Genomic DNA, 22,967 nt, shown 5'->3' on the forward strand with positions numbered 1-22,967 from the left:
GACAAGGCAATGCCCCCGAAAACCGACTGCCCCTGGGCGCAACTGGACGAGCAAGGCAGCGGGCTCGATGTCGACGACTTCCTGACGACGATGCTTAGCCAGTTGGTCAACGCGCTGCGGCGCACCGTGACGCTGCCCTACGCCGAGCAGTTCGCGCTCACGGTGCCCGAATGGCGCCTGCTGGCCCTGCTGGCACACGCACGGCAGTTGCCTTTCGCAGAATTGGTGCTGCAATCCACATCGGACAAGGCGCTGGTGAGCCGCACGCTGCGGCTGCTCGAAGGCCGCGGGCTGGTGAAGCTGGATGCCGAGGGCAACACCCCGCGCAAGAAGCTGATCTGCAGCATCACGCCGGAAGGCCTGGCGCTGCATAAGCAAGTGATGCCGCTGGCCAGGAAAGGCCAGGCGGAGGTGATCCGGCTGCTTGAGCCGGAGGAGCGCCGCGCGATGTACCAGGCGCTGAGGAAGCTGCACGGCCTGTGCGTGACGCCCGGGCGCGGCGACGCCGGCGGGGGCGGGGGCGAGTAAGCGCGCACGAAAACGAACAAAGCCCGTGGCAGCTGGCGCTGCCACGGGCTTCATGTCGTGCGTCGCGGATCAGGCCTCGAGTTGCTCGAGCACCTTGCCCTTGGTCTCGATGCCAAGGAAGTGGATGGTGAGCGCCGCCACGAACGGCACCGTCGCCAGCGCGTAGAAAGCAGTGCTGAGATTGCCCGAGCCGATCGTGCTGGCCACCAGCGTCGGCGCGAAGATCGCCGCCAGCTTCAGCCACGCGCCCCCAAAGCCGCAGCCCATGGCGCGGATGCTGGTGGGATACAGCTCTGGCGTGTACACGTAGGCCGTGATAAAGCCACTGGCCAGGAAACCGAGCGAGAGCGCGCAGAGCCCGGCCACGACGTACACCGACTCCGCGTGGAACACGCCGGCCAGCGCCAGCGATATCGCGCACAGGATGAACGAGACGTTGATCACCGGCTTGCGGCCCACCTTATCGACGATCATCGCGCACACCAGCGAGCCGATCACCCCGAGCACCGATGCGCCCGCGGCCAGGTTCAGCGCCAGCTGCAGCGGTGCGTGATACACCGTCTTGTAGATCGTCGGCAACCAGGTCGACAGCCCGTACTGGATAAAGCCGCAGGTCGCCCACAACATCCACACCGCCAGCGTGCGGCCAATATAGGCCTTGCTCAGCAGATCCCGGACACGCCGGCGCGGGTGCTTGCCGGTCATCGCGTCGTACGCGGATACATCGCCCAGCGGCGCCAGCGGCCCCTTGGCGCGGGACTCGAACGCCACGAGCGCGCGGTCGGCCTCGGCCAGGCGGCCCTTCTCCGCCAGCCAGCGCGGCGACTCGGGAATGGCCCGACGCAGGATGAAGAACAGGATGACCGGGGCGCCGCCGATGAAGTACATCACGGTCCAGCCGAACCGCGGCACCAGCCACGCGCCGACCGCATTGGAGATCAGCAGGCCGATCGGGAACACCACCTCGTACAGCAGTACGAAGCGCCCGCGCCCGTGGGCACGCGTCACTTCGTTGATATAAGTGGCGGCCACCGGCAGCTCACCGCCCAGGCCCAGGCCCTGCACGATGCGCAGCAAGGCAAAGATCTCGAACGAGGGCGCAAAGCCGCAGGCGATGCTCATCAGCCCGATGATGCCCGCGCTCCAGCCAATCGAGTTAAGGCGGCCAAAGCGCTCGGCCAGCGCGGGAAACAGCAGCGCGCCGATCAGTTGCCCGACCGACGGCGCCGCGATCAGGAAGCCGATCTGCCCCGGCGTGAGCGACCACATGGAGATCAGCAGCGGCAGCGTGGCGGCGATGGCGATGACGTCGAAGCCATCGAAGAACGTGGCCAGGCCGATCAGCAGCCGCGCCCTGACATGCATGCCATTGCTGGGCAGGCGCTCGATGCGGGCGATGATCTCGCCCCGGGTGGTTGCCACGGGGGCGTCAATGGCGCGCGCGCCACCGCCTGCCGTGCTGGTGCTGGATGGGGTCGCCACACCCTCGGCGCTCGCGTTGGCGAGCGGGGCCTCTTGTCTCTGGATCAACACGGTGTTTCTCTTCTAAAGTATCCGAGGCAGGCAGCCGCCCCGCGCTGGCGCATTGCCGGACTTGCCCGGCAATGGCCACCACCGTTGGCGCCGCGATGGACGCGGCGCGCGGTGGCGCGCTTAGAGGTCCAGGACCAGGCGCTTGCCTTTGCAGCCTGACACGCAAACCATCATGGTCTGGTTCGACTCGCGCTCGCTCTTGCTGAGCACGCCGTCGCGGTGTTCGGGAATGCCTTCGAGCACGCGCGTCTCGCACGAGCCGCATACACCTTCCTTGCAGCTGTGCTCTACCGCAATGCCCGCTTCGAGCAAGGCATCCAGCAGGGACTTGCCTGCGGGCACTTTCAGCTCGCTGCCCGTGCTTGCCAGCGCCACGGTGTACTCGCCGTCCTGCACCGCCGCCACCGACGGGTCGGCGGCGAAGCGTTCGATATGGACTTCGGGATAGCCATGGCCGGCGCAGGCGGCTTCGAAGGCGTTCAGCATCGGGCCCGGGCCGCAGCAATAGAAGTGCGTGCTGGCAGCTTGCCCGGCCAGCAGCGTGGACAGGTCCGGCGGGCTGCCCGCCTCGTCGTCGAAGTGCATGCGCACCGCGTCGCCGTAGGCGGCCAGCTCGTCCGCGAAGGCGGCTTCCGCACGCGAGCGTGCGCAGTAAAGCAACGTAAAGGAACGCCCGAGCTCATGCAGCCGACGCGCCATGCACACGATCGGCGTCACGCCGATGCCGCCGGCCACCAGCACCGTGTGTGCCGCCCCCTCGTCCAGCGCGAAGTGGTTGCGCGGCGCAGCCACAGTGAGCGTGCTGCCCACCCGCAGTTGCTCATGCACATAGCGTGAGCCGCCACGGCTGCCGCGGTCGAGCAGCACGCCCACCACGTAGCGGTCGCGCACTTCCGGCGCGCCGCACAGCGAGTAGCTGCGCACCAGGCCATTGCCCAGATGCAGGTCGATATGCGCGCCTGGCGCGTACTCGGGCAACGCATGCCCGTGCGGATCGCGCAGTTCCACGCTGACGATGCCGCGCGCTTCGAAACGCATGGCCTGCACGCGCAGGCTCAGGGATTGGCTGGTACTCATGGCACTTCCTTCGGTTGCTTCGTGTTGCTTGTCTTGCTTGTCTTGCCTGCGTTGCTTGTGTTGCCCGCGTTGCCTGTGTTGCTACGCCGTGCTCAGCGCTTCTCCGTCAGGAACTTGCCCTGCGGGCCGCCTGCGTTCTTCTGCCTGCGCGTATTGCCATCCAGCCCGCCTTCCACTGCCCATTCGGCGAACATGGTCGGACCCGGCTCGAAATCGCGCGGCTCCCAGTCGGCATCCAACTGGTCTTCATCGGCGTAGTACTCGATGAGGCCGCCGGCCGGATTCTTGAAGTACCAGAAATACGCGGACGAAATCGGATGCCGGCCCGGGCCAAGCTGCGTATCCCAGCCGCTGCGCGACACATGCAGGCCGCCGCCGAACACCTCGTGGATGTCGCGCACGGTAAAGGCCACGTGGTTCAGCCCACTCTTGGCCTGAGGCAGCTGCAGCAGGAACAGGTCGTGGTGGCCGCCGTCCGGCGCGCAGCGCAGGAAGGCGCCACGGCCCGGATAGTGGTCCGACGGCACGAAGCCCAGCCTCTCGGTGTAGAAACGCTCGGTGGCGGCCACGTCCTTGACGAAGAAGACCACGTGCCCTACCTCGATCGGCGTGGCACGTTCGTAGATCGGGCTGCGCTGGTTCATGCGCGGCTTGTCGTTCCACGTGTTCATCGCGGCGCATTCCACCTCGACCTCGCGCTTGCGGGTCAGCTGGAAGCGCACGGCCAGGCCGTTCGGATCCGTGCAGCCAACGCGTTCGCCTTGCTCGCCCTGCACGCCGTGCTCGCCCGTGCTGACGAAACCCGGCTCGGCGCGGATGGCATCCGCGATCCGGTCCAGCGCGGCTTGCGTGTCCACGCCCCACACCACCTCGCGCAGCGTCGGGCCGTCTTCCATTGCCGCCGGCAGTGCCGGGTCGTCGGTGCGGCGCACCAGCACGCGGCAGCCGTTCAGCGTCTCGAAATCCAGCCCGGCCGCATCCTCGCGCACCAGCGTGAGGCCCCAGTCGGCGAAGAAGCGCCGGCAGGCGTCCAGGTCGTCGGCACCGTAGACGATTTCGTCGATGCCCAGAATCGTGTTCATTACCCTCTCCTGCTGTGTCGCTTTTGCAGCGTCCAATGTCGTCGCGCTCACTTAGTTAGCCCACGGCAGCGGTTGTTCATGCATGCCCCAATACACGCTCTTTTGTTCCATGTACTGCAGGATCCCCAGCCGCCCCTTCTCGCGCCCCAGCCCACTGTCGCGCCAGCCGCCGAACGGCGTCGAGATCGAGAACTGCTTGTACGTATTGATCCACACATTGCCGGCCTGCACCGCACGCGCAAAGCGCCACGCGCGCTTGTAGTCGCGCGTCCATACGCCCGCCGCCAGCGCGTACACGCTGTCGTTGGCTTGTGCGATCAGATCGTCCTCGTCGTCGAAGGCCATCGCCACCAGCACCGGCCCGAAGATTTCCTCCTGGCATACGCGGGCGCTGTTATCCAGCCCCTCGATGATGGTCGGCGTGTAGAAGTAGCCGTTCTCGCAGCCCGCCACCGTGGGGCGGATGCCTCCCGTACGCAGCTGGCCGCCTTCGGATACGCCAAGCGCCACATACGATTCGATCGAGTCACGATGGCGGTCGCTGATCAGCGGCCCCATCTGGGTGCGCTCGTCGGCCGGATCGCCCACTCGCAGGCGCGCCGCGCCCTCGGCCAGGCGGTCCATGAAAGGCTCATACAAGGAACGTGCCACGAACAGGCGCGAACCCGCGATGCACGATTCGCCCGAGGAACTGAAGATGCCGTACAGCACGCCGTTGACCGCGTGGTCCAGGTCCGCGTCCTCAAACACCATGGTGGGCGACTTGCCGCCCAGCTCCAGCGACACCGGCATCATCTTGTCGGCGGCAATGTGGGCGATATGGCGTCCCGTGGTGGTGCCACCGGTAAAGGACACGCGGCGCACCAGCGGGTGCTTGGTAATGGCATCACCGATCACCGAGCCCTTGCCCGGCAGCACGCTGATGAGGCCCTTGGGCACGCCGGCTTCCTCGCAGATGGCGGCGAGTTCCAGCGCCATCAGCGGCGTGATCTCAGCGGGCTTGATCACCACCGCGTTACCGGCGGCCAGCGCGGGCGCCAGCTTCTGCGCCTCGCTGGCGATGGGCGAATTCCACGGCGTGATCGCGGCCACCACGCCCATGGCTTCATGCACGCTCATGGTGAGGAAATCACCACGCGCGGGCGTGAGCGTCTCCTCCAGGGTTTCGCAGGCCGCCGCGAAGAACTGGAACGTGCCGGCGGCGCTGGCCACCAGCGCGCGCGTCTCGCTGATGGGCTTGCCGTTGTCCAGGCGCTGGCGCTGAGCCAGCGGCTCGGCGCGCGCGCGGATCAGGTCGGCCACGCGATGCAGCACGGCTGCGCGCTCGTGCGGCTTGCGCTGGGCCCAGCCGCTGGTGAGGAACGCGCGATGCGCGCCCTGCACGGCCTCTTCCACGTCGTCCAGGCTTGCCGCATTCAGTTCCGCGACGACTTCGCCGGTGGCCGGGTAGCGCGTGGCGTAGCGCTCGCCGCCGCCCACGCGCCACTCGCCTGCGATACAGATGGGGAGAATGTCTTGCTTCATGATGATTGCCTTGCTGCGCTGCTTAAATCGACATGGCGTGGGCACGGTTGCCCAGCGCACGCACCACGCTGAACACTGTCAGCGCCGAAGTCTTGGGGTTCGCCGCCAGCGGCTTGCCGCGCATGGTCAGCTCGAAACCGCCGAAGGCACCGCGCGCTTCCACGTGGTGCACGTTTTCATCCACGCCCGGATCCGCCAGCAGCTTGACCTGCGTGTGGTCCAGCCCGAGGCCGGCCATCGACAGCGTAGCCGCCACATTGGCGTTCTTCGGATAGAGCCGCGCGGCTTCGCGGGCGTTGCCCTCGAAGATCACCGTGGCTTCGGTCAACGCGTCGAGGTCGAACAGCGCCTCGGCCGGCGTGTCCTTCCACGCGCCGGGCGGCTTGCGCCCGGTGTAGACCACCGAGTCCAGCCCGCCCACGCGCGCTGCCGCCAGTGCGTCGATCGCACCGATGGCGCCGGAGAGTAGCTGCACCTGCGTGCCGCCGCGCCGTGCCGCGGCTTCCAGCCGCTCGGCCAGGCCCGGCTCGGAGAGCGCGCCCACCGACACCACCATGCAGGCGATGCCGCGCTCCAGCGCCGGCACGATGTGCTCCTCCAGCGCATGGTGGCCAGCGCACTCCACCAGCAGGTCAGGCCGTCCGTCGGCCTGGCTCAGGCAGGTGGCAACCCGTGCATGCGGCGCCAGCGCGGAGACGTCATGGCGGGCCTGGTCCATCTGCGCCTCGGGCACCACCACCACGTCGAACACCACGTCCGGATCGCTCTTGAGCAGCTCGAGCACACCGCGCCCGATCGCTCCGCATCCCACCATCGACACGTGCAGCATGTTGCGTCTCCCTCAGGCGGTCACAGTGCTGCGTTCGGCCGCGCGTGCGGTCTTCTCGGCGTCGGCATCCGCTTCCTTGTTGACCGGCGGGCCTGCGAACGCGGTCTTGAACGTACCGATGGACAGCATGTCGATTTCCAGCAGGAACGGGCCGGATTCGATGGTGGCTTCTTCCAGCGCGGCACCCACGTCGGCCAGGTTGCTGACGCGGCGATGGCGCAGGGCCAGCGATTGCGACAGTTGCGCATAGTCCGGTGTATGCAGGTCCACGTAGTGGCGCCGTCCGCCGTATTGCGCGTCCTGGATGTTCTTGATCACGCCATAGCCCTTGTCATTCATCAGCACGAAGACCACGTCGGCGCGCTCCTGCACGGCGGTAGCCAGTTCACCCAGGTTCAGGATGAAGCCGCCGTCGCCGGCCAGGCAGAATGTCTTCTTGCCGGAAGCCGTCACTGCCGCGCCCACGGCGGCGCCGATGCCCATCGCCAGGCCCTGGCCGATACCGCCGCCCAGCGCATGCACGCCGGCACGGGAGTCAAAAATGCGCAGCTGGCGATTGCCCCAGGTGCTGTTGGAGACGGTCACGTCGCGCACCCAGTTGAAATTGCGGCCCACCGCGCCTTGCAGCGCTTCCACCAGCGCCGAGTACGGGCCCAGGCCGTCGATCAGGCCACTCATGGCGAACTCGTGCGCGCTGCGCAGGTCAGCGGCAAAGTTCGGGTCCACCTTGAGCTTGCCTTCCAGGCGATCGGCCAGGCCATCGAGTGCCAGCGCTGCATCGCCGCTGGCGAAGTAGTCGCTCTGGTAGCAGCGGCCTTCGGCGGATGCATCGGCATCCACACGGAACAGCGGGCGCGGCAGCTTCAGTTCGTACTTCAGCGTTTCATTGCCGCGCAGGCGCGAGCCCACCACCAGCATGGCGTCGCAGGTTTGATAGAACTGCTCCACCGGCTTGTGCAGGTTGAACGCGCCCAGCGAGCGGGGATCGTCCTCGGCCACGATGCCGCGGCCTTGCGTGCTGGTGACCACGCCAAAGCCCAGCGCCATCAGGCGCTTGACCTGCGCGCCAGCGTGGCGTGCGCCGCCACCCAGCCACAGCAGCGGGCGCTTTGCCTTGGACAGGCGCTCGGCCAGTTCGTCCAGCGCGTGGGCGGACGGCACATGGGTGGGCACCGCCAGCGGGCGCAGGTCGGTCGGCATCGGGATCAGCGCGGCCTGGATATCGATGGGGATTTCCACGCTGACGGGGCCGGTCGGCGCGGTCAGCGCGGTTTGCACGGCGAGCTTGATGGTGCTCAGCGCGGTATCGGCGCTGCGGATGCGGAACGCGGCCTTGGAGATGGCCTTCAGCATGGTCAGCTGGTCCGGCGCCTCGTGAATGTAGGCCAGGCTCTGGTCCAGGTACGGCGTTTCGATCTGTCCGGTCAGGTGCAGCAGCGGCGTGCCGGCGGTCAGTGCTTCGACCATGGCGCCGGCGGCGTTGCCCGCAGCGGTGCCGGTGCTGGTCAGGCACACGCCCAGTCCACCGGTGGTGCGGGCGCAGGCGTCGGCCATATTGGTGCCGCCGGCTTCGCCGCGCGCGGGCACGAAGCGGATCTTGCCGCGCTCGCCCATCGCGTCGAGGATGGGCATGTTGTGGATCGAGATCACGCCGAACGCTGCCTTGACGCCGCATTGTTCGAGGAAGGCGGCGATGGCGTAGCCCACCGTGACTTGTTGCTGTTCGTTACGCATGACGGGAAAGTCCTCCGGAAATATCGATGTGGCTGCCCGTGGTGTACGAAGACAACGGCGAGGCAAGGAACAGGATCGCGCGTGCGGCTTCCTGCGGCAGGCCAAGACGGCCAAGTTGAATATGCTTTTGCTGCGCCAGGCGCGCGGTCCACGCGGCCCAGTCGAGGTCGCGCTCGGCATCCGGGCGCGCTTCGAAACGCCGGCGCCACTGGCCCGACTCGACCAGGCCGAGCAGGATGCCGTTGACGCGGATGCCCTTGGGGGCGAATTCGGTTGCCAGCGAGCGCACCAGGTTATGCACGCCGGCGCGCGCCGCGGACGTCGCCACCATATGCGGCTCGGGTTGCACGGCCAGCAGGGAGTTCACGCAGACGATGGCACCGCTGTCCGAGCGCTCCAGTTGCGCAAGGAACGCACGCGTGGCATGGATCACCGAGAAGAACTTGAGCTGCAGCTCTTCGAGCCAAGCCGCGTCCTCGGTGCTCGAGAACGTGGAGACGCGGCCCTGCCCGGCGTTATTGACCAGCATGTCGGCGGGGCCGAGCGCGGTCTCGCTGGCGGCGGCAAAGGCGGCTACCTGCGCGGGGTCCAGCACATCACAGGCAGCCGCGTACAGGCGGGCATCGGGGAAGCGTGCGCGCAGATGGCGTTCCGCTTCGCGCAGCCGCGCTTCGTTGCGCCCGCACAGCGCCACGGCGGCGCGCGCTTCCAGCAGTTGTTCGACGGTGGCCAGGCCGATGCCCGAGGATCCACCCGTGACGACGGCAACCTTGCCGTCGAGTTCAATCATGGACATCGTCCTCACTCCCGATACAGGTTGACCACCTTGCCGTGCTCGCGCGGGCGGTAGTCCAGCAGGCGAGACAGCTCGCCCGCGGTGTCTCTGACTTTCTCTTCCATCATGTCCAGTTGCTCCGGATCGATGCGCGAGGCAGGGATGGTCACGCCCAGCGCCGCCACCACCTTGCAGGTACGATCCCGCACCGGTGCCGCGATGGTCGAGATGCTGGCCTCAAAGAATGCTTCCTGCAGCACCACGCCGCGCTCGCGGTCGCGCTGCACCATCTCGAACAGTGCTTCGACCGTACGCGGCGTGCTGGGCGTGAACACTTCCAGTTGCGGCTCCGGATAGAGCTGGCGCAACTCGGCCAGCGTCAGGTCTTCAAGCAGCACGCGTCCGAGCACGGTGGCGTGCGCCGGCAGGCGGGTCCCCACGGTGACGGAACTGCTGAATGGCGTGGGCGCCACGGACTTGGCCACATAGACAATCGAGCGGCCGTCGCGCACTACCAGGTTGCACGGGTAACGAATGTCGTCGCGCAGGCGATCCAGCAGCGGGCGCCCCAGCTCGGTGAGTTCCAGCGAAGCCAGGTATTCGAAACCCAGGCGCAGCACCGCCATGCCGAGGCGGTAATCGCGGCCGCCGTCGGTGCGTTCGACAAAGCCCATCATCTCCAGCGTGGCCAGCAGCCGGAACACCGTGGAGCGGGGCACCTTGAGCCGGCGCGCCAGGTCGGCCGCCGACAAGGTGCGGTCGCGGCGGCTGAACTCGGCCAGCAGGCGCAGGCCGCGTTCCAGTCCGGGCACGATGTACTTGTCCTGGGTGTCTTCCGACAGGCGTTCTTGAGTCATGAGATGGCTTGTGTTTCAACTGGGCCGGCACCCCGATTGGCGCGCCGGCCGCGCGCTGTTCAGCGCTTGACCTTGGTGAGCGGATGCTCGGGCGGGTACGTCGGCGTGATCGGCTTCTTGGCGCCGAGCATCACGCACATCAGCGCGTCTTCCTCGCCGATGTTGATTTCCTCGCGGTACACGCCGGGGGGCACCGAGACCAGGTCGCGGTCGGTCAGGATGGTTTCGAAACGCTCGCCGTCCTTTTCCAGGATCAGCTTGATCTTGCCGCGCATGACGAAGAAGACTTCTTCCACGTCCGTGTGCAGGTGCGACGGGCCTTCGTGGCCGGCCGGGATGATCATGGTCGAGAACGTGAAGTTCTCGGACGGCACGGTATTGGTGTCGGTGGCCACGCCGGTGCCGCCGGTGCCGAGGTAACGCATCTGCGCACGGCGGTACTTGGGATCGTAGTCAGCCTGGAACTTCAGCGCGTCCCAGTCGTAGCGGCGGGTGGAGAAACGCGCGACGCGGCTCTCCATCCACTGGTCGAAGGAAGCGCCGGACGGCTGCTCCCAGGAACGCTTGATATTGTCTTGTTGGGAAAGATCGCTCATTTGGATTCCTTCTAGCTCAGTGCATGACGAAGCCGCCGTTGACGGCCAGCGTCTGGCCCGTCACGAAGCGGGACAGGTCGGACAGGGCGAACAGCACGGCCCCGGAGACATCCTCGGGTAGCTGCTCGCGGGAAATCGCGCGTTGCTCGCGATAGAGGTCGCGCCGCTTCTGGGGCACGTATTCGGTTGCCTCCACCAGGGTCAGCCCCGGTGCGATGGCATTGACGGTGATCTGGTCGTCGCCCAGCTCGCGCGCCAGCGAACGGGTCATGCCGATGATGGCGCTCTTGCTGGCCACGTAGGCCAGCAGGTTGGGCGCGCCCCACAGCGGCGTGTCGGACGCCAGGTTGATGATGGCGCCGCGGCCCGAGGCGCGCAGCGCCGGCAGGCAGGCGGTGGTCATCAGCCAGGTGCCGCGCACGTTGATATTCATCACGCGGTCCCAGGTGGCGATGTCGATGGCGCTGGCGTCGCGGCCACCGGAATCGGTCACCGCGGCGTTGTTGACCAGGCCGTCCAGGCCACCCAGCCCGGCCGCCGCCGCGTTGGCGCAGGCCGTCACCGATTCGGGGTTGCCCAGGTCGAGCACAAACGGCAGCGCCTTCAGCCCGCGGGCCTGCAGCGCAGCCGCTTCCTCGTGCAGGCGGTCCGCGAGAATGTCCGCCATGGCGACGGCGGCGCCGGCTTCGGCAATCGCGGTGGCAAACGCCAGGCCAAGCCCGCGCGCGGCGCCGGTCACCAGCACGCGCCGGCCAGCCAGCAGGTTGTGGCGATCGATCTCAGGCATGGCTTGCCACCCCGCCAACCGGCTTCAACATGGCAACGGGCTCGTCGGCGACTTCCTGGTCGGCACGGCGGCGCAGCAGGCGGCGCACGCGGGTGATGCCGACATCGTGCTGGTACAGCGTTTCATGCTCGCGCGCGTTCGGCGCCATCATTTCCAGCACCACGCGGTCTTGCTCCAGCACGTCCCAGTGCAGGCCCTCCAGGCGGTTGCGGTACAGGAAGCGCCAGACATCGCGCTCCCAACCCTGCACGTGACGGGTGCGCCAGAAGAACACCATGCAGTGCTCCTCATCCACCGGCGTAGCGATGCCAACGATGCCGAAGGGACCGCCAGGGCCCACCTTGGCGCGATACGGGATGGCCAGGCGCAACCACATCGTGCCGGTTTCGCCGAACTCCACCCAGTCGAAGTTCACGCCGCGCTGGCCGGTCTTCTCGAACACCAGGCCGGTGTCGGTCTCGCGCACGGCCATCACAGCCTGCTTTTCGCCGCTGGCCATCGAGTGCGACACAGCGTGCAGGTAAGCGCCATGCATCGGGTCCATGACGTTGTCGATGGCGTAGCGGTAGTTGCAGTCCCAGTGCGCCACGCACAGGAAATTGGTGTGCTCGTCGCTTTCCAGTTCTTCCGGCAGGCGCAGCGCATCGGCTTGCCCGGGAGCACGTTCACCGAACCACAGGAAGATGGCACCGGCTTTTTCCTGCACGGGGTAGCTGCGCACGCAGGTCTTGCCTTCGAGCGGGCAGCTGTCCACGGCCGGCACGCTCTTGACCTGGCCATCGCCACCCACTTCCACGCCGTGGTACCAGCAGGCCACGCGGTCACCAAGGTTCCAGCCCATCGACAGGCGCGCGCCGCGGTGCGGGCAGCGATCTTCCAGCGCGTGCACCTGGCCATCGCCATCGCGCCACAGCACGATGTTCTGGCCCAGGCGCGTAATGCCGATCGGTGCATGCGTGACCGCCCATGCGGCCGATACCGGATACCAATAGTTGTGCAGGCCGGTGTTCAGGCGCGCCTCAGCACGCGCTTGCTTGTTCGATTCCATTGTTTGCTCTCTTGCGGGTACCGGATCGGATCGCTCTTTCGAGGGGCGCCTGATTGCACTGCCCTTCGTGACGCAATCGCTTTGATGTTCTTGAACTGCGTGGCGCCTCGCTCAGGCGCCCAGGCGGTGCATTTCGGCGAGGAAACGCGCTTCGGTCCAGGCCTGGCCATCCGCGCCCAGCAATCCCGCCTGGTTGAACGAACGCACGATGTCTTCCGGGCTTTTCGCACCGGCTTCGAAGGCGGCCTCCAGCGCATCGCCCAGCGCGTCTTCGTAGGCGGTGGGCATGGCGGCGCGGGTCTGCCACACGATGTTGGCCACCTTGCCGGGCTGCTCGATGTGGCCCTTGCCAGCGACATTGTTCGGAGCCGGACGCTCCCAGGGCGCCAGATTCGGGTTGTATGCGAGGTTTTCCATTGCGCTACTCCTTTCCCTTATTGCCAACCGGCTAACCGAGCGTTTTGTTTCACCTATAAAACGCTGATTTAAATATTGAACACAGACACCACTATAGACAACGAAACTTCAAAAATTGACTGGGGTTTACCCTTTTGATTTACCAATGCCACGAGAACGTGGCATCGGCATCGGCGCGGCGGCCTGAGGCGGGTGGGTACGAAGAAACAGGACGAGGAACAGAAAGTGGGAAGGCTAAGCCGCGGCAAGCCCGTGGCGAATCCAGCGCGCGACCCGGCTGGCCTGCTCCACGTAGCAGGCATGCCCTGCCTCCGGGATCAGCTCGAATGGCAAGGCAAAGCGCTCCGCCAGCGCCGCGCACCCGGGCGGCGGCGTCACGACATCCAGCGCGCCGCAGCCGACCCGCACCTTAACGCCCTGCCCCCGGCGCCCGAGGTAGTCGTCAATGGCATCGCCGCACAGCATCGCCACCGCCTGCCGGTAACCGTCCGGATCCAGCCGACGCATATTCCAGCGCACCCAGGCTTGCACATCGGCACTGGCCGCGGCGCTCAACAGGCGGCTGGGGCCCCGCTCGGCCAGGCCTTCCACGCCCACGGCCGCAAGCGCTTCGAGCCGCTGGCGCGCCACGTCCCTTGCCTTGTCCTCCTTGCCGGGGCCGCCGTATCCCTGCGCAGGGCTCAACAGCAGCAACTGCGCGGGCAGCAGCGCCGGGCTAGCCTCGGCCACATAGGCGGCCGCCATCAGCGCGCCGAGCGAGTGCCCCACGATCACATCAGGCCGTACGTCCAGGGCGCGCATCAGGTCCTGCAGGCGCAGCGCGTAGTCGGCAGCCTTGGGCGCTGCGATGGGCAGGGCCGGCGAATTGCCATAGCCGGGCGCGTCCCACGCAATCACGCGCGCGTGCGCCGCCAGCAGGCTTGCGCACGACAGCCAGGAGGCCGCGCCGGAACTGATGCCATGCAGCAGCACCACCACAGGCCCGTGGCTGCCGCCGCACCGGTAAGCGAGCGGCGCGCCGTCGCGGCCGGCGGCTATGCGCCGCTCGCTGAAGCCGCTATCGAGTGCGCGGAGCAACGCTTCAGCCGGCTGGGGTGCCTGCACCAGATTATTTTGTTCCATATATGAAACCATAGTTTTCTAATAAAACTTAAGAAATATAGACCGCCTGAATCTGGAAATTGATCCGGGTTAACCCCCTGCAAAAAAATTTCGTCAGGCCCGGCTCTCCGCCGACGTTGGAGCGCCCGCAAATCCCCTTTCTGGCGCAACGGCCTTGCATACCAATACGGGTGCGGCTCCCCGGCCTGGTGGCTGCGCGCCGCCCTCCTCGCTGTTGCGCAGCATGGTGCGCAACAGCGCCGTTCTGGTGCAGGCCACTCGTCGCTTCTCCGCATCACTAGGGATTACCCACCCATGTGTTTCCCGAAATGACCAGCTATATTTTGCCCGTTGTTTCTTATGTAATCCGATGTTTTACCTATAAAACAAAAGAAATGGGAAAGTGCTCCTGGCAGCAGGCACAAACCCAGCTCGAAGATGGCCTGACGAAGCGCTGCAACGCCAACCGATCGACACGGCGGAAAAGGAAAAGGAAGAGGAAACGAACGATGAAACTTGGACGGATTGCACTGGCTGCCCTTGCAGCCGCAGTACCCATGCTGGCCTCGGCCCAATCGACGGTGACGCTGTATGGCGTCGTCGATACCGGTATCGAGTATGTGAACAATGTTGGCGCGGCGAAGGACAACGTGGCCCGCGTGAACACGCTGACGGGCACGGTGCCATCGCGCTGGGGCATCCGCGGCACGGAGGATCTCGGCGGCGGGCTCAAGAGCCTGTTTGTGCTCGAATCCGGATTCGCCCCCGATTCCGGCACCTCCAACCAGGGCGCGCGCCTGTTCGGCCGGCAGGCATTGGTGGGACTTTCCGGCCCCTGGGGCCAGGTCGCCCTGGGCCGCCAGTACACCATGCTGTTCTGGGCCACGCTGGACCCGGACATCCTCGGCCCCAACGTGTACGGCTCGGGCTCGCTCGACAGCTATCTGCCGAACGCGCGCGCCGATAACGCCGTTTCCTACAAGGGCACGTTTGGCGGCTTCACGGTGGGTGCCACCTATAGCTTTGGCCGCGATACGGTGAACGCGGGCCCGAGCCCGGCCGGCACCAACTGCGCGGGCGAGAATGCGGCCGACAGCAAGCAATGCCGCGAATGGTCGGCCCTGCTCCAGTACGACAACAAGTGGTGGGGCGTGGCCGCGGCCTATGACTCGCTGCGTGGCGGGCCTGGCGCGTTTGGCGGCCTGACCAAGAGCAACCTGACGGACGACCGGCTCTCGCTCAACGGCTACGTGCTGCTGTCCAAGACCAAGATGGGCCTGGGCGTGATCCGCCGCGACAATGACGGCAGCCCCACGCCGCGCAGCGACCTCTGGTATGCGGGCCTGGCGTATGACATCACGCCGGCGTTCACGCTGGCCGGCCAGGTCTACTACCTCAAGTACCACAACAGCGACAACAAGGCGATGCTGTACGCGCTGCGTGGTACCTACGCCTTCTCCAAGCGCACCTCCGTGTACGCCACGGCTGGCTTCATCGACAACGGCGGCCAGCTCGCCCTGTCGGTCAGCGGTGCCCAGACGGGTTCCAACCCGAAGCCCGGCGGCAACCAACTGGGCACGATGATCGGCATCAAGCACACGTTCTAAGCGCCGGCGCGTCGCTGCGCGGCACTGGCTGGCATGCGGCGCGCAACGCGCTGCATGCCAGCACGAAGTCAATCTAGAGGCGTTTCCCCATGAAGCTCGCAACTCGCATTCTGTTTGCTGCCATCGCGGCCACGACGGCCATGATGGCAGGCGGCGCCGGAGCGCAGGCCTACCCCACCAAACCCATCACGCTGGTCGTTGCCTACCCGGCCGGCGGCGACACCGACGTACTGGCCCGCCTGCTCGCAGAGAAACTCTCGGCGCGCCTGCGCCAGTCGGTGGTGGTCGAGAACCGCACCGGCGCGGCCGGCACCATCGGCAGTTCGTACGTCGCCAAATCCGCCGCCGATGGCTACACCTTGCTGGTCGCGCCCAACACCGTTGCCATCGCGCCGCTGGTGCTCAAGAACGGCACGGGCGCCAGCTACGACGTGCGCGGCGATTTCACGCCGGTGGCCCAGCTTGGCGTGCAGTCGCTATTCGTGGTGGTCAACAAAGGCACCGGCATCACCAAGCTGCCCGAGCTGGTCGCGCGCGCCAAGGCGGGTACGGTGCAGACCTACGCCACGCCTGGCAACGGATCGCCCATGCACATCCTTGGCGAGCTGTTCAACAAGGCCGCGGGCGTGAACATCTCACAGGTGCCGTATCGCGGCACCGCGCCGGCGGTGGTCGACGTGCTCGGCGGGCAAGTGCCGATGACGTACTCCACGCTGGGCGCGGTGGCGCAATACATAGGGACGGGCGCCATCGTGCCGCTGGCCGTCGCGGACATGAAACGCTCGCCGTTCGCGCCGAATGTGCCGACGCTCGCGGAGCTGGGCTACAAGGATGTGGAGGTGGGCGCGTGGCAAGCGCTGCTGGCACCCAAGGGACTGCCGCCGGAGTTGGTGAAAATGCTGAATGCGCACGTCAACGACATCCTGAAAATGCCTGACGTGGTGGCACGCATGGCAACCATCGCCATCACGCCCGTTGGCGGCGAGCCCGCAACGCTAAGCAAACTGATCGCGTCGGACTCGACACGCTACGCCAAGATCGTCAAGGAGTTCGGCATCCAGGCCGATTGATGGATCGACTGGCTGAGCCTGTGCAAGGCGACGGCGTCCGGCTTCCCCCGCGGAATCCGGACGCCGTTTGCTTTCCGGCGCAGCCTAGCGCTGCCCGAAACTGGCATCAATGAACAGGTCCTTGTACTCGCGCGGCTGCGAGCGCCAGTATTGCTTTGGCGCATGCACCTGCGCGCCAAGCTTGGCCGCCGCATGCCACGCCCAGCGCGGATCGTAGAGCATGGCGCGCGCCAGCGACACCGCATCGGCTTCGCCATTGGCAATGATGGCTTCCGCTTGCTCGGGCTCGGTGATGAGCCCCACCGCGATGGTCGGCAAGCCCACCTCCGCCTTGACCCGCTGCGCGTAAGGCACCTGGTAGCCCGGCCCCAGCTTGATCGCCTGCGCCGGCGAAACGCCGCCGGTAGTCACATGGATGGCCGCGCAGCCACGTGCCTTGAGCGCGTTCGACAGCGCGATCGTGCCTTCGATATCCCACCCGCCCGGCACCCAGTCGGTGGCCGAGATGCGAGCCCAGACTGGCTTGTCCGCGGGAAAAGCCGCGCGCACGGCGTCGAACACCTCGATCGGGAACCGCATGCGGTTCTCCAGGCTGCCGCCGTATTCGTCATCACGCTTGTTCGCCAGCGGCGACAGGAACTGATGCAGCAGGTAGCCATGCGCCATGTGGAGCTCGATGCCATCGAGCCCAAGGCGGGCCGCGCGCCTGGCCGCGGCAACGAAATCGTCCCGCACCTTGTCCATGTCCGCGCGGTCGAGCGCCAACGGCGCATCCTCGCCCTCGGCGTGCGGCACGGCGGATGGCGCCAGTGTCTTCCAGCCTGACGGCTGGTCCGGCCGGATCTGGCTACCGCCTTCCCAGGGTGCGTGGCTCGATGCCTTGCGCCCGGCATGCGCCAGCTGTATCGCCAGCGCGATCGGCGAATGCGCCCTGACGGCCTTGATCACCTTGCCGAGCGCCGCCTCGTTTGCATCCGAGTACAGGCCGAGATCCCCCGGCGTAATGCGCCCCTCCGGCGACACGGCCGAGGCCTCGATGATCAGCATCGCGGCGCCCGACAGCGCGAGCTGGCCAAGGTGGATCATGTGCCAGTACTCGGCCGAGCCTTCCTCGGCCGAGTACTGGCACATGGGCGCGATCACGATGCGGTTTTCCAGCCGTAGATTGCCAATCGAAAAGGGTTGGAACAACTGACTTTCACTCATGGGAGAGACTCCTTGCTGTCTGTAGCGCCGGCTTGCGGCAGGCATGGCGTTTCATTCTAGAACGCCTGGTTTTTTTGCGTCGTCGCGCCATTTCAGTGCGCAGCCACCGCAAGCGGCGCGCGCCGGGTGACGAGATCGGCGACCAACGCCACGCCCAGCGCCGTGGCGCCGCACAGGAAGATCAGCGCGTAATTGTTGTGGGACACCGTGAACAGGTACGAGTAGCCGTAACCGCCAAGCGCCTGGAACAGCGCGAAAGCGGTGGTGGCGCGGCTCCACGCGGCGCGCTGCTCGGCATGGTCATGCGGCACCATCTCGTGGATGCGTCCAAGCACGAGCGGCACGATGCCGGGCGTGAACAGGCCCAGGACCACGGTGGCGACGCCGACCAGCACCGGGCTACCCGACAACGCGAGCGTACCCACGGCGATCGCCTGCAACAGCAACGCGAGGCGATAGGCAGGGCCAAAGCCGATGCGGTCGGCCACGTTGCCGCACACCAGGGGGCCGGCGATGGCAGCAACACCATACAAGACCCAGTAGCCTGCGCCGATCTCCGCGCCTCGGCCGAGCCCGCGCGCCACGTAGTCGACCAGCAGCACCATGGCCGGCACAAGGCCCAGCGCGTTCGCGGCGTACTGGCCGTACAGCACGCGCATGGCGGTGCTCGCACGCCGAGCCGGCCTTGCGTTCACGCTGGACCCCGCTACCACCGGTGCCGCCGGTGTGGCGCCCGGCCAACCGAACCAGCTCACGGCGGTGAGGATAGCCGCGAACACGCCCAGGCCGATCCACGTGTCCTTCAAACCCAGGCGCAGCAACTCCGGAATGATGGTGCCCGAGGCGGCGATGCCCAGCCCGAGCCCCAGGAAGATCATGCCGCTGGCAAAGCCGCGCCGCGCGGCCGGGATATGCGGCAGGATCGTGGTGGCGACCAGCACCATGATGGCGCCGCCGGACACGCCGGAAGCAAAGCGCCAGACAAAGAACCAGCTCACCGACAACGGATACGCGCAGGCAAAGAACGCGGCGGTGGCAATCACCATCAGCAGACGCAGCGCATTACGGTTCGACAGCGCCGTGGCAAGCGGACGGCCCAGCAGCGCGCCGGCCAGGTAGCCCGCGAAGTTCGCCGCGCCCAGCGTCACCGCCTGCGACGACGTGAACCACTGCGCCTGGATCAGCGGCGGAATCAGCGGCGTGTAGGCGAAGCGCGCCAGGCCGATGGCCACCAGGCTGGCGCACAACCCGGCCAGTGTGGCGAACAACGCGCGGGCATCGAGTGTCGATGCCATGGGACCGGGGATGGTGGCTGTGTGCTCGGACATGATGCATTCCTACGGATACGGTGTGTGCGTTTGTTGCGCTCATGCGAGCTCATGCCGTGCGCGGTCCGGCGGGCAGCGGCGGCAGGCCCAGCAGGCTAAGCGCTGGGGCAACGGCCCCCGTCAGCAACGCCCGTTCGGGCCTGACCCGGGCCAGCACGCGCACGCCGAGCAGCACCGCCAGCAGATGCGCAGCCGCATCCGCCGCCGGCATGGCCGCGGGAATCTCGCCGCTCGCCTGCCCCGCTACCATGCGGCGCTGAAAAAAATCCTGGATCTGGGCGAGTTCGTCGGCGATGCCTTTCCGGCAGGCTTCGTCGCCGGGCGTGGACTCCACCGCGGCATTGACCAGCATGCAGCCGCGGTGCTGCACGTCCGCGACCGAGCGCTCGACGATCTCGCCAAAGAACGCCGCAATGGCATGCGCTGGCGATTGCGAAGATTCCAGCCGGCCGATGCGCTCGCGCAGGGTACGGTCTAGGTAGTGCTCCAGCGCCCGCAGGAACAACCCGCGCTTGTCGCCGAAGGCGTTGTACAGGCTGGGCTGCGTCAATCCCGTGCACTTCACGAGATCGCGTGTGGAGGTGGCCTCGAAGCCATTCGCCCAGAATGCGTCTCCCGCTGCCTCCAGCACCTGCTGCTCATCGAATTCGCGTGGTCGCGCCATGGTGGCTCCGGCTTGCCTGACTTGGGTCGGTCGGGGTGGATAGATTCTGTATCACACGATATAGAACGCATTATATATCGGTCGATATAGAACACAAGGCAAAAATGCGGGCAAGCGTGGGCAACGCAGACGGCCGCCCGGATGGACGGCCTGCATTCCGTGATGAACAAGGGGAGCGGCGCGGGCGCCGGGCACTGCCGGTACCGCGCAAGTGGACAGGACGCCCCGCCGTTGCGGCGGGGCGGGCGGCGCTCAGCCCTGGCTGGCGGCCACCAGTTGCGGCCTGGACTGGCCGGCCGTGACCTGGCCGATCGCGGCGAGCACGTCCGCAATCTCCGGCACCACGCCACGCGCGCCAACGGAGACAGACTGACCGGGCGTGTTAATGCCGAAGTGCTGGCTGTCGGTTACCGTGAACAGCATCACCGACGGCTTGCCCAGCGCATCCGCCAGATGCACGAAACCGGTATCGGTGCCAACCACGAGCGCGGCGGCATCCACCCGTTGCGCGCATTCGGTAATGGTCATGCGCGGCAGGACCTCGGCACCGGGGATCTCCGCTGCCAGGGCTTCGGATTGCTCGCGCTCCGCGGGCGAGCCCCAGGGCAGCTGGATCCGGTAGCCGCGCTCGGTGAGCGTCCTGCCGACCGAGATCCAGCGCTGCGCAGGCCATTTCTTGGCCTCGACGGACGTCGCGTGGAACAGCATCGCGCGCGGCACGCCATCGGCATTGAGCGGCGCCGCGGGCGCGGGCACGCGCAGCGCGTAATGCTCAACGGGATCCAGCGGATAGCCAAGCGCGTTGGCCACCACCATGCGCATCTTGTGGCGCGCGGTAGCGTCGCCATGCGGCCCGAAGATCTGCGTGTAGGCAAACACGGCGCGCGCCTCGCCAAGGTACTCGGCGGCGTAGCCCAGGCGCCGGCTGGAGCGCGCCAGCCAGGCCACGATGGCGCTCTTGTACACGCCGTGCACATCCACCACCACATCGTACTTCTCGCGGCGCAGGGCCCACAGCGCGCCGATGATGGCACGCAGGTCGGCCCAGCTGCGGGATTTCTTGAAGCCGCGCAGCGGCGGCGCGATCACGCGATCCACGCCCACGGCCCAGCGCGGAATATCGGCGCACGACGCATCGGCCACCCAGTCGATCTTGGCCTCGGGATAGGCGCGCCGCAGGTCGGACACCAACGGCAGCGTGTGCACCATATCGCCCAGAGAGGTGATCTTGATGAGGAGAATGCGTTTCATGGAAATGGAGAATCGGGTTGCGGACGGATCTCGCTGGCTGGCAGCGAGGCCGTAGTATGCACCAGCCCCATGGGCGGCGCACCAATTTGCAAGCCCTGCGACGGCCCCGCATGGGATTCGCGCGGCACCCGGCGCCAGCCAGCGGTACACCGCATTTTCCTTTGACTTTCCTTAACATGGGTACCAGCGTGGGACATACGGTCGGCAGAGGATCCACCACGCATCAGGTGGCCCTCTGCGCCCCGTTCCCGCCAACTCAGGCCCAGGCGCCAGGGCCAGCCACCACGGTGGCAAAGCGGTCATGCAGCGCCGCCAGCGAGTGACGGTGGATTTCCGCTGCCGAGAGCGGCGCCCCGCCCAGCGGGTCAGGCAGGTCGCGCGTGGCGCAGGCCGATGCCACCACGGTGCTGCGATAGCCATGATCGAGCGCTGAGCGCACCGTGGCGCTGATGCACATATGCGTCTGGAAGCCCGCCACGATCAGCTCCTTGCGCCCTAGCTTGTCCAGCATGGCGGCCAGCGTGGTGCCGGCAAAGCTGTTGGGCAGGCCCTTGACCACGGTGTGCTCGCCGCCAAGCGGCTCCAGCCCTTGGATGATGGCCGCATACGGGCCCTCGGGATCGAAGGCGCCGCCGCTGCCGGCCCGCCCGTGATGCACCACGTGCACCACCGGGCTGCCATGCTGGCGCGCCAGCGCCAGGAGCTCGCCGCAGGCCGCGATGGCAGCGGGCATGCCCACCAGCGGGAGCTTGCCGTCGACATACTCGCGCTGGTGGTCGATCAGCACCAGCGTGGCAGCTTCCCACGCCGAAGGAAGGCGGCTGGCGCCGGCGAGGTCGAGCAGGGTAAAGGGTGTGGTCATCATGGCTCCTAGTGCTTGTGCGTCAGATGTCGGAAACGGCGTGGAAATACACGGGCAGGCGCCACCAGGGTGACTACCATGCAAGCGATGATAAGCCGCGCTATGCTGTTCGCCAATTCTCAACTGGCTCACATCCATTGTGCAAAAACGTTCACTCCACTGGGATGACCTGCTCACCCTGTCCACGCTGATCCGCACCGGCAACTACTCGGCCTGCGCCCGCGAGCTTGAAGTCACGCACGCGACAGCGATCCGCCGCATCCGGCGGCTGGAGACGGCGCTCGGCAAGCCCGTGGCAACACGCACCGATGGCGCGTTCGCGCTCTCTGCGGCCGGCCGCTCGGCGCTGGCCGCGGCGCAGCAGATGGAGAGTTCGGCGCAGCGCTTGCTGCGCCAAGTGGAGGACGCCGGCAGCGGCGTCTCCGGCGTGGTCAGCATCGCCTGCACCGCCGCGCTCGGCAGCCACTTCCTGACACCACGCATGTTCGGGCTCTATCGCGCGCACCCGCAACTCGAGGTCAGGCTGGAAACGGACAATCGCATCGCCAGCCTGGCACGGCGCCGCGCCCACATCGCGGTAAGGCTGGCGCGGCCGCAGGAAAGCGATGCCATCGCGCAGCGCGCGGGCAGCATGGGCTTTGGCCTGTATGCGCCGCTACGGCCCGCCAACGCCGGCCCGTGGCGCGAGCAGGATCTCGACGGCGCGCCATTGTGCGGCTTGCTGGACGAAGGCCTGGCGTTGCCGGAATCCGAATGGACGCGCACGCTGGCGGCACGCACGGGGTTCCAGTCGAACAACCTGCTGGCAGTGCGCGAGGCCATTCGCAACGGCTTGGGCATCGGCCTGCTGCCGCACTATCTGGCGCGGGACGATGCCCGGCTCGCGCTGGTGCGCGAGGTGCCGGAGGTCGTACGGGAAATCTGGCTGGCATATCCGCAGGAGTTTCGCGGCGCTTCCCGGTTCCGGCCCGTGATCGACTGGCTGGCCGGGGAACTGCGGCAATGCCCGTGAGCCTCGGAAGCGGTTGAAAAGGCGGAGGCAGGCAGTATAGTTGCCTGAAGCATGCCCGCCCCCACGGGCTCGCGCACGG

Annotated in this window: 22 protein-coding genes; 4 read left to right on the forward strand and 18 right to left on the reverse strand. The window is 67.0% G+C overall.

What is annotated here, in order from left to right; all coding sequences use genetic code 11:
• Nucleotides 1-9: 9 nt before the first annotated feature.
• Nucleotides 10-528, forward strand: coding sequence for a MarR family winged helix-turn-helix transcriptional regulator (locus AC07XB_RS11210; protein ID WP_492375973.1), 519 nt, complete (start codon nt 10-12; stop codon nt 526-528).
• Between the two features lie 69 nt (nt 529-597).
• On the opposite strand, the gene AC07XB_RS11215 is transcribed toward AC07XB_RS11210, so the two are convergent.
• The 13 genes from AC07XB_RS11215 to AC07XB_RS11275 form a co-directional block, all read right to left on the reverse strand.
• On the reverse strand, nt 598-1,893 hold the full coding sequence (locus tag AC07XB_RS11215) for an MFS transporter (protein ID WP_492829208.1): 1,296 nt from the start codon (nt 1,891-1,893) through the stop codon (nt 598-600).
• Nucleotides 1,894-2,181: 288 nt separating this feature from the next.
• Nucleotides 2,182-3,138 carry a PDR/VanB family oxidoreductase gene (locus AC07XB_RS11220; RefSeq protein WP_492375972.1) on the reverse strand — a complete coding sequence of 319 codons (957 nt, stop codon included), beginning with the start codon at nt 3,136-3,138 and terminating at the stop codon, nt 2,182-2,184.
• A 92-nt stretch (nt 3,139-3,230) separates the two neighbouring features.
• The gene (locus AC07XB_RS11225; RefSeq protein WP_174423386.1) at nt 3,231-4,220 is read right to left on the reverse strand and encodes a VOC family protein; all 990 of its coding nucleotides are present in this window, start codon (nt 4,218-4,220) and stop codon (nt 3,231-3,233) included.
• Between the two features lie 51 nt (nt 4,221-4,271).
• On the reverse strand, nt 4,272-5,744 hold the full coding sequence (locus AC07XB_RS11230) for an aldehyde dehydrogenase (RefSeq protein ID WP_416049127.1): 1,473 nt from the start codon (nt 5,742-5,744) through the stop codon (nt 4,272-4,274).
• Nucleotides 5,745-5,766: 22 nt separating this feature from the next.
• On the reverse strand, nt 5,767-6,573 hold the full coding sequence (locus AC07XB_RS11235) for an aspartate dehydrogenase (RefSeq protein WP_492375971.1): 807 nt from the start codon (nt 6,571-6,573) through the stop codon (nt 5,767-5,769).
• A gap of 12 nt (nt 6,574-6,585) precedes the next feature.
• Nucleotides 6,586-8,307 (reverse strand): thiamine pyrophosphate-binding protein, encoded by a 1,722-nt coding sequence (locus AC07XB_RS11240; RefSeq protein WP_492375970.1) that lies wholly within the window; start codon nt 8,305-8,307, stop codon nt 6,586-6,588.
• Nucleotides 8,300-9,103: an SDR family oxidoreductase gene (locus AC07XB_RS11245; RefSeq protein ID WP_492375969.1), complete on the reverse strand. Its 804-nt coding sequence runs from the start codon at nt 9,101-9,103 to the stop codon at nt 8,300-8,302. The genes AC07XB_RS11240 and AC07XB_RS11245 overlap by 8 nt, the downstream gene beginning before the upstream one ends.
• A gap of 5 nt (nt 9,104-9,108) precedes the next feature.
• Entirely contained in the window at nt 9,109-9,939 is an 831-nt protein-coding gene (locus AC07XB_RS11250; protein ID WP_174423390.1) for an IclR family transcriptional regulator, read from the reverse strand.
• A 59-nt stretch (nt 9,940-9,998) separates the two neighbouring features.
• Nucleotides 9,999-10,535, reverse strand: coding sequence for a cupin domain-containing protein (locus AC07XB_RS11255; RefSeq protein WP_006157660.1), 537 nt, complete (start codon nt 10,533-10,535; stop codon nt 9,999-10,001).
• A gap of 16 nt (nt 10,536-10,551) precedes the next feature.
• The gene (locus AC07XB_RS11260) at nt 10,552-11,322 is read right to left on the reverse strand and encodes an SDR family oxidoreductase (RefSeq protein ID WP_492809143.1); all 771 of its coding nucleotides are present in this window, start codon (nt 11,320-11,322) and stop codon (nt 10,552-10,554) included.
• Nucleotides 11,315-12,370 carry a Rieske 2Fe-2S domain-containing protein gene (locus tag AC07XB_RS11265; RefSeq protein WP_492375967.1) on the reverse strand — a complete coding sequence of 352 codons (1,056 nt, stop codon included), beginning with the start codon at nt 12,368-12,370 and terminating at the stop codon, nt 11,315-11,317. Before AC07XB_RS11265 ends, AC07XB_RS11260 begins: the two co-directional genes overlap by 8 nt.
• Nucleotides 12,371-12,481: 111 nt before the next feature.
• A complete protein-coding gene (locus AC07XB_RS11270; RefSeq protein ID WP_174423394.1) occupies nt 12,482-12,787 on the reverse strand; it encodes a recombinase-like helix-turn-helix domain-containing protein in 306 nt (101 codons plus the stop codon).
• Between the two features lie 234 nt (nt 12,788-13,021).
• The gene (locus AC07XB_RS11275) at nt 13,022-13,909 is read right to left on the reverse strand and encodes an alpha/beta fold hydrolase (protein ID WP_492375966.1); all 888 of its coding nucleotides are present in this window, start codon (nt 13,907-13,909) and stop codon (nt 13,022-13,024) included.
• A 488-nt stretch (nt 13,910-14,397) separates the two neighbouring features.
• On the opposite strand from AC07XB_RS11275, the gene AC07XB_RS11280 reads away from it, so the two are divergent.
• Nucleotides 14,398-15,495 carry a porin gene (locus AC07XB_RS11280; RefSeq protein WP_492375965.1) on the forward strand — a complete coding sequence of 366 codons (1,098 nt, stop codon included), beginning with the start codon at nt 14,398-14,400 and terminating at the stop codon, nt 15,493-15,495.
• 89 nt (nt 15,496-15,584) lie between these two features.
• A complete protein-coding gene (locus AC07XB_RS11285; protein WP_492375964.1) occupies nt 15,585-16,565 on the forward strand; it encodes a Bug family tripartite tricarboxylate transporter substrate binding protein in 981 nt (326 codons plus the stop codon).
• Nucleotides 16,566-16,649: 84 nt separating this feature from the next.
• Here AC07XB_RS11285 and AC07XB_RS11290 read toward each other — a convergent pair whose 3' ends face one another.
• The 5 genes from AC07XB_RS11290 to AC07XB_RS11310 all read right to left on the reverse strand — a co-directional run bounded on the left by AC07XB_RS11290 (nt 16,650) and on the right by AC07XB_RS11310 (nt 21,876).
• On the reverse strand, nt 16,650-17,771 hold the full coding sequence (locus tag AC07XB_RS11290; RefSeq protein WP_492829179.1) for an NADH:flavin oxidoreductase/NADH oxidase: 1,122 nt from the start codon (nt 17,769-17,771) through the stop codon (nt 16,650-16,652).
• Nucleotides 17,772-17,863: 92 nt separating this feature from the next.
• The gene (locus AC07XB_RS11295) at nt 17,864-19,099 is read right to left on the reverse strand and encodes a YbfB/YjiJ family MFS transporter (protein WP_492829177.1); all 1,236 of its coding nucleotides are present in this window, start codon (nt 19,097-19,099) and stop codon (nt 17,864-17,866) included.
• A gap of 49 nt (nt 19,100-19,148) precedes the next feature.
• Entirely contained in the window at nt 19,149-19,763 is a 615-nt protein-coding gene (locus tag AC07XB_RS11300) for a TetR/AcrR family transcriptional regulator (protein ID WP_492829175.1), read from the reverse strand.
• 252 nt (nt 19,764-20,015) lie between these two features.
• The gene (waaC, locus tag AC07XB_RS11305; protein WP_492376111.1) at nt 20,016-21,014 is read right to left on the reverse strand and encodes a lipopolysaccharide heptosyltransferase I; all 999 of its coding nucleotides are present in this window, start codon (nt 21,012-21,014) and stop codon (nt 20,016-20,018) included.
• A gap of 256 nt (nt 21,015-21,270) precedes the next feature.
• Entirely contained in the window at nt 21,271-21,876 is a 606-nt protein-coding gene (locus tag AC07XB_RS11310; protein WP_492376116.1) for a cysteine hydrolase family protein, read from the reverse strand.
• A gap of 139 nt (nt 21,877-22,015) precedes the next feature.
• Between AC07XB_RS11310 and AC07XB_RS11315 the strand changes: the two genes are divergently transcribed.
• Nucleotides 22,016-22,888, forward strand: a complete 873-nt coding sequence (locus AC07XB_RS11315; RefSeq protein WP_492809140.1) for a LysR family transcriptional regulator — start codon at nt 22,016-22,018, stop codon at nt 22,886-22,888.
• Nucleotides 22,889-22,967 lie beyond the last annotated feature (79 nt).

This window comes from Cupriavidus sp. GW821-FHT02F09 (genome assembly GCF_059421605.1).

Coding starts and splice junctions, on each gene's coding strand:
- AC07XB_RS11280 (WP_492375965.1), top strand. CDS start 14,398: ATGAAACTTGGACGGATTGCACTGGCTGCCCTTGCAGCCGCAGTACCC.
- waaC (WP_492376111.1), bottom strand. CDS start 21,014: ATGAAACGCATTCTCCTCATCAAGATCACCTCTCTGGGCGATATGGTG.
- AC07XB_RS11215 (WP_492829208.1), bottom strand. CDS start 1,893: ATGCATGTCAGGGCGCGGCTGCTGATCGGCCTGGCCACGTTCTTCGAT.
- AC07XB_RS11265 (WP_492375967.1), bottom strand. CDS start 12,370: ATGGAATCGAACAAGCAAGCGCGTGCTGAGGCGCGCCTGAACACCGGC.
- AC07XB_RS11295 (WP_492829177.1), bottom strand. CDS start 19,099: ATGTCCGAGCACACAGCCACCATCCCCGGTCCCATGGCATCGACACTC.
- AC07XB_RS11255 (WP_006157660.1), bottom strand. CDS start 10,535: ATGAGCGATCTTTCCCAACAAGACAATATCAAGCGTTCCTGGGAGCAG.
- AC07XB_RS11225 (WP_174423386.1), bottom strand. CDS start 4,220: ATGAACACGATTCTGGGCATCGACGAAATCGTCTACGGTGCCGACGAC.
- AC07XB_RS11270 (WP_174423394.1), bottom strand. CDS start 12,787: ATGGAAAACCTCGCATACAACCCGAATCTGGCGCCCTGGGAGCGTCCG.
- AC07XB_RS11275 (WP_492375966.1), bottom strand. CDS start 13,909: ATGGAACAAAATAATCTGGTGCAGGCACCCCAGCCGGCTGAAGCGTTG.
- AC07XB_RS11300 (WP_492829175.1), bottom strand. CDS start 19,763: ATGGCGCGACCACGCGAATTCGATGAGCAGCAGGTGCTGGAGGCAGCG.
- AC07XB_RS11285 (WP_492375964.1), top strand. CDS start 15,585: ATGAAGCTCGCAACTCGCATTCTGTTTGCTGCCATCGCGGCCACGACG.
- AC07XB_RS11230 (WP_416049127.1), bottom strand. CDS start 5,744: ATGAAGCAAGACATTCTCCCCATCTGTATCGCAGGCGAGTGGCGCGTG.
- AC07XB_RS11235 (WP_492375971.1), bottom strand. CDS start 6,573: ATGCTGCACGTGTCGATGGTGGGATGCGGAGCGATCGGGCGCGGTGTG.
- AC07XB_RS11220 (WP_492375972.1), bottom strand. CDS start 3,138: ATGAGTACCAGCCAATCCCTGAGCCTGCGCGTGCAGGCCATGCGTTTC.
- AC07XB_RS11290 (WP_492829179.1), bottom strand. CDS start 17,771: ATGAGTGAAAGTCAGTTGTTCCAACCCTTTTCGATTGGCAATCTACGG.
- AC07XB_RS11240 (WP_492375970.1), bottom strand. CDS start 8,307: ATGCGTAACGAACAGCAACAAGTCACGGTGGGCTACGCCATCGCCGCC.
- AC07XB_RS11260 (WP_492809143.1), bottom strand. CDS start 11,322: ATGCCTGAGATCGATCGCCACAACCTGCTGGCTGGCCGGCGCGTGCTG.
- AC07XB_RS11210 (WP_492375973.1), top strand. CDS start 10: ATGCCCCCGAAAACCGACTGCCCCTGGGCGCAACTGGACGAGCAAGGC.
- AC07XB_RS11245 (WP_492375969.1), bottom strand. CDS start 9,103: ATGTCCATGATTGAACTCGACGGCAAGGTTGCCGTCGTCACGGGTGGA.
- AC07XB_RS11250 (WP_174423390.1), bottom strand. CDS start 9,939: ATGACTCAAGAACGCCTGTCGGAAGACACCCAGGACAAGTACATCGTG.
- AC07XB_RS11310 (WP_492376116.1), bottom strand. CDS start 21,876: ATGACCACACCCTTTACCCTGCTCGACCTCGCCGGCGCCAGCCGCCTT.